General features: G+C 64.6%; 15 protein-coding genes. All 15 read left to right on the forward strand.

The features are described 5' to 3' along the window. The first annotated feature begins 186 nt into the window (after positions 1 to 186). The 15 genes from OKW35_RS05315 to OKW35_RS05385 all read left to right on the forward strand — a co-directional run bounded on the left by OKW35_RS05315 (position 187) and on the right by OKW35_RS05385 (position 12694). Entirely contained in the window at positions 187 to 840 is a 654-nt protein-coding gene (locus tag OKW35_RS05315) for a protein-L-isoaspartate O-methyltransferase family protein (RefSeq protein ID WP_429551406.1), read from the forward strand. 89 nt (positions 841 to 929) lie between these two features. After that, positions 930 to 1253 carry a rhodanese-like domain-containing protein gene (locus OKW35_RS05320; RefSeq protein WP_018419659.1) on the forward strand — a complete coding sequence of 108 codons (324 nt, stop codon included), beginning with the start codon at positions 930 to 932 and terminating at the stop codon, positions 1251 to 1253. A gap of 49 nt (positions 1254 to 1302) precedes the next feature. Further along, a complete protein-coding gene (locus tag OKW35_RS05325; RefSeq protein WP_429551407.1) occupies positions 1303 to 2301 on the forward strand; it encodes a hypothetical protein in 999 nt (332 codons plus the stop codon). A 17-nt stretch (positions 2302 to 2318) separates the two neighbouring features. Next, entirely contained in the window at positions 2319 to 2690 is a 372-nt protein-coding gene (locus OKW35_RS05330) for a hypothetical protein (protein WP_429551408.1), read from the forward strand. A 532-nt stretch (positions 2691 to 3222) separates the two neighbouring features. Then, positions 3223 to 4521 (forward strand): urea ABC transporter substrate-binding protein, encoded by a 1299-nt coding sequence (gene urtA, locus OKW35_RS05335; protein WP_184020929.1) that lies wholly within the window; start codon positions 3223 to 3225, stop codon positions 4519 to 4521. A gap of 279 nt (positions 4522 to 4800) precedes the next feature. Next, positions 4801 to 6435 carry an urea ABC transporter permease subunit UrtB gene (gene urtB / locus OKW35_RS05340; RefSeq protein ID WP_429551409.1) on the forward strand — a complete coding sequence of 545 codons (1635 nt, stop codon included), beginning with the start codon at positions 4801 to 4803 and terminating at the stop codon, positions 6433 to 6435. Position 6436: 1 nt separating this feature from the next. Beyond that, positions 6437 to 7636 carry an urea ABC transporter permease subunit UrtC gene (urtC, locus tag OKW35_RS05345; RefSeq protein WP_429551410.1) on the forward strand — a complete coding sequence of 400 codons (1200 nt, stop codon included), beginning with the start codon at positions 6437 to 6439 and terminating at the stop codon, positions 7634 to 7636. Next, complete coding sequence (gene urtD, locus OKW35_RS05350; RefSeq protein ID WP_184059696.1) at positions 7636 to 8499, forward strand: urea ABC transporter ATP-binding protein UrtD; 864 nt, start codon at positions 7636 to 7638, stop codon at positions 8497 to 8499. The genes urtC and urtD overlap by 1 nt, the downstream gene beginning before the upstream one ends. Before the next feature lie 50 nt (positions 8500 to 8549). Next, the gene (gene urtE / locus OKW35_RS05355) at positions 8550 to 9242 is read left to right on the forward strand and encodes an urea ABC transporter ATP-binding subunit UrtE (protein WP_429551411.1); all 693 of its coding nucleotides are present in this window, start codon (positions 8550 to 8552) and stop codon (positions 9240 to 9242) included. A 73-nt stretch (positions 9243 to 9315) separates the two neighbouring features. Further along, entirely contained in the window at positions 9316 to 9675 is a 360-nt protein-coding gene (locus tag OKW35_RS05360) for a hypothetical protein (RefSeq protein ID WP_429407181.1), read from the forward strand. 58 nt (positions 9676 to 9733) lie between these two features. Beyond that, positions 9734 to 9931: a hypothetical protein gene (locus OKW35_RS05365; RefSeq protein ID WP_184059700.1), complete on the forward strand. Its 198-nt coding sequence runs from the start codon at positions 9734 to 9736 to the stop codon at positions 9929 to 9931. A 71-nt stretch (positions 9932 to 10002) separates the two neighbouring features. Further along, positions 10003 to 10872 carry an urease accessory protein UreD gene (locus tag OKW35_RS05370; RefSeq protein WP_429407183.1) on the forward strand — a complete coding sequence of 290 codons (870 nt, stop codon included), beginning with the start codon at positions 10003 to 10005 and terminating at the stop codon, positions 10870 to 10872. 214 nt (positions 10873 to 11086) lie between these two features. After that, positions 11087 to 11899: a transporter substrate-binding domain-containing protein gene (locus OKW35_RS05375; protein WP_090803364.1), complete on the forward strand. Its 813-nt coding sequence runs from the start codon at positions 11087 to 11089 to the stop codon at positions 11897 to 11899. Positions 11900 to 12060: 161 nt separating this feature from the next. Beyond that, positions 12061 to 12363 carry an urease subunit gamma gene (gene ureA, locus OKW35_RS05380; protein WP_008923043.1) on the forward strand — a complete coding sequence of 101 codons (303 nt, stop codon included), beginning with the start codon at positions 12061 to 12063 and terminating at the stop codon, positions 12361 to 12363. A gap of 25 nt (positions 12364 to 12388) precedes the next feature. Further along, positions 12389 to 12694: an urease subunit beta gene (locus OKW35_RS05385; RefSeq protein WP_018419648.1), complete on the forward strand. Its 306-nt coding sequence runs from the start codon at positions 12389 to 12391 to the stop codon at positions 12692 to 12694. Positions 12695 to 12705 lie beyond the last annotated feature (11 nt).

The raw sequence follows: 12705 nt of genomic DNA on the forward strand, positions 1-12705 counted from the left end.
CGCTTGCCCGCGAGCGGCCGGCGCGAGTCCGCCATTTGATACAATCCCGCCGTTCCCCTGACGCGGCTTGCGATGCGAATGCCTTGCTCCGAAGCCGCGGCCGCCGGCAATCCGCCGGGGCCGGGTCAGGACAAAAGTCTGCGGCAGCCGCCGCCCGCTCGCCAAACCAAAACCGCCGAATCCACCATGAACATCGAGCAAGCGCGTTTCAACATGATCGAACAGCAGATCCGCCCCTGGGAAGTGCTCGACCAGGACGTGCTGAATCTGCTGTCGATCGTCAAACGTGAGAATTTCGTGCCCGCCGCTTACCGCGACCTGGCTTTTGCGGACTTCGAAGTGCCGCTGCCGGCCGGCCAGCACATGCTGGCGCCGCGCGTCGAGGCGCGCGTGCTGCAGGAGCTCGCGGTGAAGAAGCACGAAAGCGTGCTGGAAATCGGCGCGGGCTCGGGTTACATGGCGGCGCTGCTCGCGCATCGCGCGCAACACGTGTTGAGCGTCGACATCGAACCGGAACTGGCCGAGTTCGCGAAGAGCAACCTGATCGCCAACGGCGTGCTGAACGTCGAAGTCGCGACCGGCGACGCCGCGCGCGGCTGCCCCGGCGCGGCACCGTACGACGTGATCTGCGTGTCGGGCGGTCTGCCGGTGCTGCCACAGGAAATCCTCGAACAGCTGAAGGTCGGCGGCCGTCTCGCGGCGTTCGTCGGCAGCGCGCCGGTGATGAAGGCGCAAATCATCACGCGCATCGACGAGAAGCAATACCGCATCTCCGACGTGTTCGAAACCTATGTCGAGCCGCTCGCCAACGCGGTGCAGCCGGCGCGGTTCAGGTTCTAAGCGGCACTTTTTCGCTGCGCTTCGCGCTGTATTATTGATCTGGACGGGCGGCGAGTAAGCTGCCGTCCCACGAACTGGATGTCTCGCTGATGCAAAACCTGACCGCTCCCGCACTCGCCGAATGGCTCGCCGATACCTCGCGCCCCGCACCCGTGCTGCTCGACGTACGCGAGCCGTGGGAACTGCAAACGGCGTCGATCGCCGGCATCGTGTCGATTCCGATGCGCGAGATTCCCGCGCGCAGCGAAGAACTCGATGACGACGCGCAGATCGTCTGCATCTGCCATCACGGTGCGCGCAGCGCGCAGGTCGCGATGTTCCTCGAATCGCGCGGACACACCAACGTGTTCAATCTGCAAGGCGGGATCGACGCGTGGTCGCGTCAGGTCGATCCGTCGGTTCCGACTTACTGAGATTCGGCGCGAAGGTAGCGCGTTGAAGCGGCGCAAGGGCTGACGGTCCTTGCGCCGTTTGTCTTTGGTGCTGCGCACGGTCGCTAGAGCAGCCAAAATTTTGGGCCGTCGCCCATGTACGGACAACCTGTCGCACGGTGATTATCTGATCGCTGCCGATCCGGGCAGCGACTTCGTATCGATCGTCGACATACCTATGTCCTTGTCCGTGTTTGAGATGCACTCCGTGGAGCTGCGCTGTCAGAGGCCCTTGGGTGCTTGTTATGTAATCTGTGATGAGTGGCATTTCAAGGCGTGCCTGAGGAAGGCCGCCGACCTCGAGAGGGCCAAAGCAGATACCAGGGAATTTCTCGGTATCGCCGGACTGAACCATAGCGAGTGGGAACGGGACCAGGATCTGATCAAAAGCATTGGGCGGCGTCTGTCCCTACCGTTTCAAGCTTTCCGAGACCGTGACCCTGACACCGATGGCTGGTGGGTCATCAATGCGCTTCTCGCAGAGGTGCGGCGGGGAGGCCTGCTTGCCGTCAAAGGCCGTCGTGCTGACCTGTTTCCGCAAACCCATAGCACGCCGCTGACGAATTTTGCGGTGAGGGCAGCCGATCTCCCGAACGACAGACTCATACGGTCCGGCCCGTACGAGCAGGTCACGCGGCAAGTCCGGTTGTTTGCCGCACCTGCCGCCGCGTCTGGTCGCAGTAGCGACGGCAGTCTGCTCGATGTCGCTGTCGCCGTGATCGGTGCGCGAGCCGGCGATGGAGACGCATCGACGCTGCTTGGTGACGCGCAGCCGTTCGAATACCAGTCGGGTATCGCTGATGTTGACTCATTCGACATTGCCAAAACTCCAAACGAGGGCGAGCCGGGAACGTGGTACACGAATCCGGGCAGTGGGCAGATGCGGCTATTCGGAGATGATGGGAAACCTGTTGTAGACCTGGATTTCGACCATTTTCACAATGGCATGAAACCGCACGCACATAACTGGAATGGCAGCGCGCGAGACGGTGGGGGCTTGGTTGTACCCTTCAGTCCTTGGAACCCCTGATGGATGGATGACCCAAGATGAAAATCATTGAACAGTACGTATCATTTCACGACTGGTACCTGCTCGGTATAGCAGCGGACATGGACAAGGAGGTTGTCGAACTTCGTCTGATGTTCGATAACAAGAAAGACCGAGTACGGCTGTTGTTCGGCGGGGCCACCCGATGTTGGGCCAACGACTTTCTGATACAGAACATCGTCTACTCAATCAAGTTGCTAACCGATTTCAATTCGGATGAGTACCGGAAGGCACTAGCCTCGCTGGACAAAGCTTACTCGTGGGGGACAGGGAAGCCGTTGAAAAACATTGCGGTTCTTGAGGCCACACTAGGCGCTGAATTACTTATAGAGTTTGATTCCCTTGAAGTAGAACCCGAATCATCGGTTTAGGACACTGGCACGATAGCAGGCACTGGCATCGTGCTTACAAGGCAACTATCCGCTTCCTAAAAGAATGCCGGCTTGTCTATGGCCCCGGTGGAATCGTCAAGCAGATTAGCTGCGACTAGCAAGTCCCCCTGAAGGCTGACATATCGGATGGGCTGTCGGGGGCGCGTTCTGTCGTCATGCACAAAGACGCGGCGCCCCGATGCCGCCGATGCACCGCCCATGCACCGCCGATGCCCCACGCGCGCCAGCGGCGCTTCGCTGGCGGCAAAGTGCGCTTCGTCGCGGCGCGACACGCACCCGAACGAGGCGCGGCGCGCGCGACTGCACCACTTTCGCGCCGCGGCATCGATGGCTCGACGCGCCGCCCTCGCGCCGATAGCCGCGCCGCAACGGGCATCGCACGCGCATCGCACCGAATATGTCACATGGCATGTGCCTTGCAGTAGACGATCGGCTAGTCGTGGGAGCTCAGCCAGGCTGGCTGAAATCGACGCTCATAAAACAGTGACCATCAATGACAAGGGGAAAGCACATGAAACGTCGCAGTCTGTTGAAGTTCGGCTCCATGTCCGGCGCGCTCGCGCTCGCGGGCCGCGTGCCGTTCGCGCACGCGCAGTCCGATAGCGGCCCGATCAAGGTGGGCATCCTGCATTCGCTGTCCGGCACGATGGCGATCTCCGAAACGTCGCTGAAAGACACCGCGTTGATGACGATCGCCGACATCAACAAGAACGGCGGTGTGATGGGCCGTCAGATCCAGCCGGTGGTCGTCGACCCCGCGTCGAACTGGCCGCTGTTCGCCGAGAAAGCGCGCCAGCTTCTGACGCAGGACAAGTGCGCGGTCGTGTTTGGCTGCTGGACCTCGGTGTCGCGCAAGTCGGTGCTGCCGGTGTTCGAGGAGCTGAACGGCCTGCTGTTCTATCCGGTGCAGTACGAAGGCGAGGAAATGTCGCGCAACGTGTTCTATACGGGCGCCGCGCCGAACCAGCAGGCGATTCCCGCGACCGAATACCTGATGAGCGCCGAAGGCGGCGGCGCGAAGCGCTTCTTCCTGCTCGGCACCGACTACGTGTATCCGCGCACGACCAACAAGATCCTGCGCGCGTTCCTCAAATCGAAGGGCGTGCAGGAAGCCGACATTCAGGAGGTCTATACACCGTTCGGTCACAGCGACTATCAGACCATCGTCGCGAACATCAAGACCTTCTCGCAAGGCGGCAAGACCGCGGTGATTTCGACCGTGAACGGCGATTCGAACGTGCCGTTCTACAAGGAGCTCGGCAACCAGGGGCTGAAGGCGTCGGATGTGCCGGTCGTCGCGTTCTCGGTCGGCGAAGAGGAGCTGCGCGGCATCGATACGAAGCCACTCGTCGGCAATCTCGCGGCCTGGAACTACTTCATGTCGTTGCGCAACCCGACCAACGAGAAGTTCAAGAAGCAATGGGCCACGTGGGTCAAGGACAACAACCTGCCGGGCGGCACGAAGCGCGTGACCAACGATCCGATGGAAGCGACCTTCGTCGGCATGCATATGTGGAAGCAGGCGGTCGAGAAAGCAAAGAGCACCGAGGTCGACAAGGTGCGCGTCGCGATGGTCGGCCAGACTTTCGCCGCACCGTCGGGCTTCACGCTCGAGATGGACGGCAACCACCATCTGCACAAGCCGGTGATGATCGGCGAGGTACGCGCGGATGGCCAGTTCAACGTCGTTTGGCACACCAAGGGACCGATTCGCGCGCAACCGTGGAGCCCGTTCATCGCCGGCAATGCTGGCAAGCCGGATGTGGTCAGCTCGATTCCGGCGTTCCTGCGGCGCTCGCGCGTCGCATGACGTGTCGGCGTGAGCCTCGTTGCGGCTCGCGGCGGCGGTGGGGCGCGCGGGTATCGCCGCTCCGGTCGCGACGCGCGACCTGCGTGCCGACGCGCGCGCGGCTCGCGCGTGACTCGGACGCGCTGCGCTTCGCGCCGCCGCCGCGCGTTCGCTGTGTCGCGCGGCGTGACCGCGCACGCCAATGCGCGGCAACGTCCCGCTGAAGCGGCGGCGACGTCTGACGCGACGCCCTCGCGCTCTCGAGCGGCTCATCGATTCAACCCAGTGCAAAAGGCCATCATGGCGTTTTCATTTCCGACTTCCGTACGACGACGCGGCGCGACGCTCCTGCTGCCGCTCGCGGTCCTTCTCGCCGCCGCGCCGGGCGCCGCATTCGCGCTGACCCAGGCCGACGTCGCGCCGCTCGCGGGCGACGACTTCGAGGCGAAGTCCGCCGCGATCGACAAGCTGATCTCGACGCACGATGCCGCGTCGCTCGCGGTGCTCAAGGCGCTCGCCGACGACAACGCGCTCGCCACCGACGCAGGCGCGGTACTGCTGCAGGACGGCGACGCCACCCGCGATGCCGTCACCGGCCAGCCCGTCGCCACGAGCGACGCGCAACCGGTCACGCTCAACAACCTGCTGCGCTCGAAAGTGGCGGGCGCGCTGTCGGGTCTGCAACTCGCCTCGCCCGACCAGGCGACACGCGCAGCCGCCGTCGATGCGCTGCTGCAAAACCCCGATCCGTCGATCAAGCCACTCGTCGACGCGGCGCGCGCAAAAGAAACCGATCCCGCTCTGAAGAAACGTCTCGACACGCTGTGGGCGATGAGCGCATTGCACGACCCGGATCCGGCCAAGCGCCTCGATGCGGTGCAACTGGTCGCCGCGCGCCACGACCTCGACATGAACGAACTGCTGCGCCCGTTGGTCGCGAAGAAAGCCGACGGCACGTTTGCCGAAGCCGACGAACGCGTGCGCGCGGCAGCGCAAAGCGGCATCGATGAGCTCGATGCGATCCAGCGCCGCAGCCAGATCGCGGGCACGCTGTTCGCGGGGCTGTCGCTCGGCAGCGTGCTGCTGCTCGCCGCGCTCGGCCTCGCCATCACATATGGCCTGATCGGCGTGATCAACATGGCGCACGGCGAATTCCTGATGATCGGCGCGTACGCGACCTATGTCGTGCAGAACCTCGTTCAGCGTTTCGCGCCTAACGCGTTCGACTGGTATCCGCTACTCGCGATACCGGCCGCGTTCGTCGCGGCGGCGCTAATCGGCATCGTGCTCGAACGGCTCGTGCTGAAGCACCTGTACGGCCGCCCGCTCGAAACGCTGCTGACCACCTTCGGCGTGAGCCTGATCCTGATTCAGGCGACCCGCATGCTGTTCGGCGCGCAGAACGTCCAGGTCGTCAATCCGTCGTGGATGAGCGGCGGCGTCACCGTGCTGCCGAATCTGATCCTGCCGTACAACCGGCTCGCGATTCTCGCGTTCTCGATGATCGTCGTCGCGATCGCGTGGGCCGTGCTCACGCGCACGCGGCTGGGTCTGTTCGTGCGCGCGGTCACGCAGAACCGTCGCATGGCCGCGTGCGTCGGCGTGAAGACCGCGCGCGTCGATTCGTATGCGTTCGCGTTCGGCGCGGGCATCGCGGGGCTCGGCGGCTGCGCGCTGTCGCAGATCGGCAATGTCGGGCCGGACCTCGGCCAGAGCTACATCATCGATTCGTTCATGGCGGTCGTGCTCGGGGGCGTCGGCCAGCTCGCGGGCACCGTGCTCGGCGGCTTCGGGCTGGGACTCGTCAGCAAGGCGATCGAACCGTTCTGGGGCGCGGTGCTCGCGAAGATCGCGGTGCTCGTGCTGATCGTGCTGTTCATCCAGAAGCGTCCGCAGGGCATGTTCGCCTTGAAGGGCCGTAGCGCGGAGGCATGAGATGACATCGGCTACTTCATCGGCAGACCCCGCTTCCGCTTCGTCGTCGCGCGCCGGCGCCGCCGGCGCTGGCGGCGCGCGCGAGTCCAACACCGGCTTCGCGCTCGGCCTGCCACCGCGGCCCGCGCTGTTGTCGCGTCGCGCGTGGCTCGCGCTGATCGCGCTGATCATCGTGTTCGGCCTCGGCGTGCCGCTCGCCGCGCTGGTGATTCCGGAGACGAGCGCCTTGCATCTGTCCGCGTATGCGATGACGCTGACCGGCAAGTTCATGTGCTATGCGATCGCCGCGCTCGCACTCGATCTGGTGTGGGGCTACTGCGGCATCCTGAGTTTGGGTCACGCTTTGTTCTTCGCGCTCGGCGGCTACGCGATCGGCATGTACCTGATGCGCGCGATCGGCCACGATGGCAAGTACGGCAGCGATCTGCCCGACTTCATGGTGTTTCTCGACTGGCACCAGTTGCCGTGGTACTGGCAGGGCACGCAACATCTCGGCTACGCGCTCTTGCTCGTCGTGCTGGTACCCGCCGTGCTCGCGTGGGTGTTCGGCTTCTTCACGTTCCGCTCGCGCGTGAAGGGTGTCTATCTGTCGATCATCACGCAGGCCATGACCTTCGCCGCGATGCTGCTGTTCTTTCGCAACGAGACGGGCTTCGGCGGCAATAACGGCTTTACCGACTTCAAGCGCATCGGCGGATTTCCGATCACGCATCAGGGCACGCGCGCCGCCTTGCTGCTCATTACGTTCGCGGTGCTGATCGCCGCGTTCATCGGCGCGCGCGCGATCGTCACGTCGAAGCTCGGCCGCGTGGTGAGCGCGGTGCGCGACGGCGAAACGCGGCTGATGTTCCTCGGCTACAGCCCGCTCGCGTACAAGCTGTTCGTGTGGACTGTGTCGGCGGTGCTGTGCGGCATCGCGGGCGCGTTGTACGTGCCGCAGGTCGGCATCATCAATCCGGGCGAGATGTCGCCGGGCAACTCGATCGAAATGGCGATCTGGGTGGCGGTCGGCGGACGCGGCACGCTGATCGGCCCCATCATCGGCGCGTTCGCCGTGAACGGTGCGAAGAGTTTCTTCACGGCGAACTTCCCCGAATACTGGCTGTTCTTTCTCGGCCTGATCTTCGTGCTGGTGCCGCTGCTGCTGCCGAACGGCATCATGGGGCTCGCCGATCTGCTGACGCGTAAAAGGGACCGCTGATGAACGAAAACCCGATGGTTCCCGATCTGGATTTACCCGAAGCACCACCGGAACGCTCGCTGAGCGGCGTCGCGAGCATGGGACACGCGGTCGTGCCCGGCGAGATCGACGTATCGCACGGCACGATCCTCTACCTCGAAGACGTGACGGTCAGCTTCGACGGCTTTCGCGCGCTGAACGCGCTGTCGCTCGCGATCGACGCGAGCGAACTGCGCTGCATCATCGGCCCGAACGGCGCGGGCAAGACGACGATGATGGACGTGATCACGGGCAAGACCGCGCCCGATCACGGCAAGGTGTTTCTCGGCCAGTCGATCGATCTCACGCGCATGAACGAACCGGCGATCGCGCGCGCCGGCATCGGCCGCAAGTTCCAGAAGCCGACCGTGTTCGAGCAGCATCCGGTGTGGGAAAACCTCGAACTCGCGATGAAGACCGACAAGGGCTGGTGGGCGTCGCTGCGCGCGCGGCTCGATGGCGACGCGCAGGCCCGCATCGAGGAAACGCTCGCGCTGATCGGGCTGGAAAGCGAAGCGCGAAGGCTCGCCGGCGAGCTATCGCACGGCCAGAAGCAGCGCCTCGAAATCGGCATGCTGCTGATGCAGCAACCGGCGCTGCTGCTGCTCGACGAACCCGCGGCCGGCATGACCGACGACGAAACGATGCAACTCGCCGAATTGCTCAACCACCTGCGTGGCACCTGCTCGATGATGGTCGTCGAGCACGACATGGAGTTCGTCGCGGCGCTCGCGGGCGACACAGGCAAGGTGACGGTGATGGCCGAAGGCCGCGTGCTCGCGCACGGCACGCTCGACGAAGTCAAGCGCGACGAGACTGTGATCGAGTCTTATCTAGGCCGCTGATTGCTGCTGGAAGCGGCACCGCATCGTCAACCCGACAGGACGACTGAACAATGCTCGAAGTAGACCGACTGAACCAATACTACGGCGGCAGCCATATTCTGCGCGACGTGAAGCTCACGGTGCCCGACGGCAAGCTGACGGTGCTGCTCGGGCGCAACGGCGTCGGCAAGACCACGCTGCTGCGCTGCCTGATGGGCGTCGTGCCCGCGAAAAGCGGCGCGATCGCATGGCGCGGCGAACAGTTGATGAAACTGCCGACCCATGCCCGCGTCGCTCAGGGGCTCGCCTACGTGCCGCAGGGCCGCGATATCTTTCCGCGCCTCACCGTCGAAGAAAATCTGCTGGTGGGCGCCGCGAGCAGAAAGGCGCCGAAGAAAATCCCCGAGCGCATCTACGAGCTTTTCCCGGTACTGAAGGACATGCGCAACCGGCGCGGCGGCGATCTCTCCGGCGGTCAGCAGCAACAGCTCGCGATCGGCCGCGCGCTGATGAGCGCGCCGCAACTGCTGATCCTCGATGAGCCGACCGAGGGCATCCAGCCGTCGATCATTCAGGACATCGGCCGCACGCTGCGGCAGCTCGTCGAGGACATGGGCACGACGGTGCTGCTGGTCGAGCAGTACTACGACTTCGCCAAAGCGATCGCCGATCGTTACTGGGTGATGAGTCGCGGCGAGATCGTCGCGGGCGGCGAGGGGGCGAACATGGATGCGGATGGGGTAAGGGGATTGATTGCCGTGTAAGCGAGCTCAAGTTATCCGCCGCGCAACCGTTACACAGGCTAGGCAACCGCAACGGTTCGACGAGGTGGACACCATGGACGACAACAAGCAGGCCAGACGCGAGTTTTACAGAAACCCAGCCTCCTATTGCAGGGTGATGAACGTCGTGTCGGCGGTCACTTTTGGTCTATTCGAAGTAGACAGCGGCGGTACGGTCGGCATGCTGTCGGTGCGCTGGGAGAAGCTCGGCAACGAACTCGCGCCGCAGCTGCACGCGTATTACGACAGCTGGCACGTGCTCGCGTCGTTCCCCGACGTTCTCGCGAGAATGGCCGGGACGACCGGGCCGTCGTGTTCGCCGGAAGCTTTCTGTCAGCTATTGCTCGACTGCGGATTCATCAATCGCGCGGAACGGGGCGTAGACGATCACGCCGAGCCGACACTCGTACGCTAGACGCCGCCGCGATACGGCCTGGGTCGGAGACACAATATCGATATAGAGGGAGAAAAGCATGTCCGTGACGGTTCACGTCGAATATCAGTATTGCCAACATGGCAAGAAAGCAATCCAGACAGGCAGCGACTCGTTGACCGTCCAGGAAAACACCCCCCGCGCGATCCTTGCGTTGCTGCGACTGTTGCATCCGCAGTGGGAGGGCATCAAGGTGCTGTCGGTGACCGAAGCCTCGCCCGAGAGTACCGCGTCGTAGCCGCTGCCGCGGCTTGCGCGCTTCGACACGCGTGCTATCCTCGTCGCACGCCGATTCCCCCATCCATCCGCATGTCGCTTCACGAAAACCACGCCACGCTCGCCGCCGCGCACCCGCCGTGGCGCGCGCGACTCGAACTCGGCTTCGTCGGCGGCGACGCTCGCACGACGCTCGCGCACCGGCTGCACGACGGACCGCTGCGCGTGCAACGGCCGCTCTATCCGGAAGGCCCGTCGATCTGTCACGCGGTGATCGTGCATCCGCCCGGCGGCGTCGCGGGTGGCGATCAGCTCGACATCGACATCACGCTCGCCGCGCAAACGCATGCGGTGCTGACGACGCCGGGCGCAACCAAGTGGTACAAGTCGAACGGCCGCGCGGCGCGGCAGCGCATCGCGCTGCGTGTCGGTGAGCACGCGAAGCTCGACTGGCTGCCGCAGAACAACATCGTGTTCGATCACGCGAACGCGCACCTCGATTTTTCGCTGACGCTCGGCGCCGGCGCGAGCGCAATCGGCTGGGACGCGACCCAGCTCGGACGCCAGGCGGCCGGCGAACGCTGGTCGGCGGGTAGCTTGCGCGCGGTGTCGCGCATCGTCGGCGCGAATGGCGAGCTGCTGTGGTTCGAACGCGCGAGCCTCACCGCCGACGATCCGCTGCGCGACGCGCCGCAGGGGCTCGCCGGCTTTCCGGCCTACGGCACGCTGTGGGCCGTAGGCGCCGCTTGCGACGACGCGCTCGCCGAATCGCTGAGCGCGCAACTGCCGTTCGACGACACGTTGCGAGCAGCCGCCTCGTGCGTGACGAACGGCGTGCTGCTCGTGCGCGCGGTGTCGCGCTCGATGGAAACGCTGCAGCACGCGCTCACGCGCTGTTGGCTGCAATTGCGGCCGGTCGTGCATGGTGTCGCGGCGGTGCCGTTGCGGATCTGGTCGACCTGACAGCGCGGCTTCCCGCTTTCGTCTTCATCACGCTCTTTGCGCACCAAGGCGGCGCACGCGCACGCCCCAACCATGTGCGCGAACCGGCGTAGCACGCCGCCCCGCCACGCCGCATAGGGATGGCACACAGCTTGCATGCACTCGCCACTTCGCGGCCGGCCACGATGAAGCCAGCGACGACCCGACACCCACGACACCACCACTGCTCACGCCCATGACCCGCACTCTCTCCCGCTCCGCGCGCCGCGCCTTGCTAGCCGCATTGCTCGCCTTGCCCATCGTCGCCGATCTCGCGTTTCATGCGGGCCCCGCGCACGCCGACACGCTCGACAACATCGCCAAGGCCGGCGTGCTGAAGGTCGCCGTGCCCGAGGACTATCCGCCGTTCGGCTCGGTCGGCCCCGACATGAAGCCGCAGGGCTATGACATCGACACGGCCGCGCTGCTCGCCAAAGCGATGAACGTGAAGCTCGAACTCGTGCCGGTCAACAGCGCGAACCGCATTCCGTATCTGCAAACGGGCAAGGTCGACCTCGTGATCTCGTCGCTCGGCAAAACGCCCGAGCGCGAAAAGGTGATCGACTTTTCGAGCGCGTACGCGCCGTACTACCAGGGCGTGTTCGGTCCCGCCGACATCAAGGTGAGCGGTCCCGCCGATCTCACCGGCAAGACCGTCGGCGCGACGCGCGGCGCGCTCGAGGAAATCGGTCTCACGCAGATGGCGCCGAACGCGACGATCAAGCGCTTCGAGGACAACAACGCGACGATCGCCGCGTTCCTGTCCGGCCAGGTGCAGTTGATCGCGGCCGGCAACATCGTCGCGGCCGCGATCCTCGCGAAGAATCCGCCGCGCCGTCCGGAGCCGAAGTTCGTGATCAAGAACTCGCCGTGCTTCGTCGGCATGAACAAGAACGAGCCGCGCCTGCAACAGAAGGTCGATGCCGCGATCGCCCAGGCCAAACACGACGGCACGCTCGGTGCGATGTCGAAAAAGTGGTTCGGCGCACCGCTGCCCGCCGATCTGTAATTTTGCAGACGCGGTGGCATGCGCGGTCGCAAACGTAGTTGTAAGCGCGCCGTTAGCCGGACTTGATACCGTGACCGGATGATCGCGCGACGCCAGGCCCCCGTCATCGCGACGCGACCACGACGCCGCCACGACACATCAAACGCCGAGACCCACACCCGATGAAGCTGACACCTCGCGAGAAGGACAAGCTGCTGATCTTCACCGCCGCGCTGCTCGCCGAACGGCGCCGCGCGCGCGGCCTCAAGCTGAACTATCCGGAGGCGGTCGCCTTCATCACCGCCGCGCTGATGGAAGCCGCGCGCGACGGCAAGAGCGTCGCCGAGGTGATGCACTATGGCACCACGCTGCTCACGCGCGCCGACGTAATGGAGGGCGTGCCCGAGATGATCCCCGACATCCAGGTCGAAGCGACGTTTCCCGACGGCACCAAGCTCGTCACCGTCCATCACCCGATTCCCTGAACTCCTCTTCGTCAAGGCAGGCCCCATGATTCCCGGCGAACTCCTCATCGACGACGGCGAGCACGAACTGAACGCGGGCCGCGCGACGGTCACGGTGGTCGTGTCGAATACCGGCGACCGTCCCGTGCAGATCGGCTCGCATTATCATTTCTACGAGGTGAACGACGCGCTGTCGTTCGATCGCGAAGCGGCGCGCGGCTTTCGCCTGAATATCGCGGCGGGCACCGCGGTGCGCTTCGAGCCCGGTCAGGAGCGCACGGTCGAACTCGTCGCGCTGGCCGGCGAGCGCATCGTCTACGGCTTCAACGGCAAGGTGATGGGCAAGCTGTGATGCGCTGCCCG

It is taken from the genome of Paraburkholderia sp. MM5477-R1 (assembly GCF_050436385.1).
In the GTDB taxonomy this organism is placed as follows: Bacteria; Pseudomonadota; Gammaproteobacteria; order Burkholderiales; family Burkholderiaceae; genus Paraburkholderia; species Paraburkholderia tuberum.

Bases quoted from the DNA above. Each gene is read 5' to 3' on its own strand.
- OKW35_RS05315 (WP_429551406.1), top strand. From the start codon at position 187: ATGAACATCGAGCAAGCGCGTTTCAACATGATCGAACAGCAGATCCGC.
- OKW35_RS05320 (WP_018419659.1), top strand. From the start codon at position 930: ATGCAAAACCTGACCGCTCCCGCACTCGCCGAATGGCTCGCCGATACC.
- OKW35_RS05330 (WP_429551408.1), top strand. From the start codon at position 2,319: ATGAAAATCATTGAACAGTACGTATCATTTCACGACTGGTACCTGCTC.
- urtA (WP_184020929.1), top strand. From the start codon at position 3,223: ATGAAACGTCGCAGTCTGTTGAAGTTCGGCTCCATGTCCGGCGCGCTC.
- urtB (WP_429551409.1), top strand. From the start codon at position 4,801: ATGGCGTTTTCATTTCCGACTTCCGTACGACGACGCGGCGCGACGCTC.
- urtC (WP_429551410.1), top strand. From the start codon at position 6,437: ATGACATCGGCTACTTCATCGGCAGACCCCGCTTCCGCTTCGTCGTCG.
- urtD (WP_184059696.1), top strand. From the start codon at position 7,636: ATGAACGAAAACCCGATGGTTCCCGATCTGGATTTACCCGAAGCACCA.
- urtE (WP_429551411.1), top strand. From the start codon at position 8,550: ATGCTCGAAGTAGACCGACTGAACCAATACTACGGCGGCAGCCATATT.
- OKW35_RS05360 (WP_429407181.1), top strand. From the start codon at position 9,316: ATGGACGACAACAAGCAGGCCAGACGCGAGTTTTACAGAAACCCAGCC.
- OKW35_RS05365 (WP_184059700.1), top strand. From the start codon at position 9,734: ATGTCCGTGACGGTTCACGTCGAATATCAGTATTGCCAACATGGCAAG.
- OKW35_RS05370 (WP_429407183.1), top strand. From the start codon at position 10,003: ATGTCGCTTCACGAAAACCACGCCACGCTCGCCGCCGCGCACCCGCCG.
- OKW35_RS05375 (WP_090803364.1), top strand. From the start codon at position 11,087: ATGACCCGCACTCTCTCCCGCTCCGCGCGCCGCGCCTTGCTAGCCGCA.
- ureA (WP_008923043.1), top strand. From the start codon at position 12,061: ATGAAGCTGACACCTCGCGAGAAGGACAAGCTGCTGATCTTCACCGCC.
- OKW35_RS05385 (WP_018419648.1), top strand. From the start codon at position 12,389: ATGATTCCCGGCGAACTCCTCATCGACGACGGCGAGCACGAACTGAAC.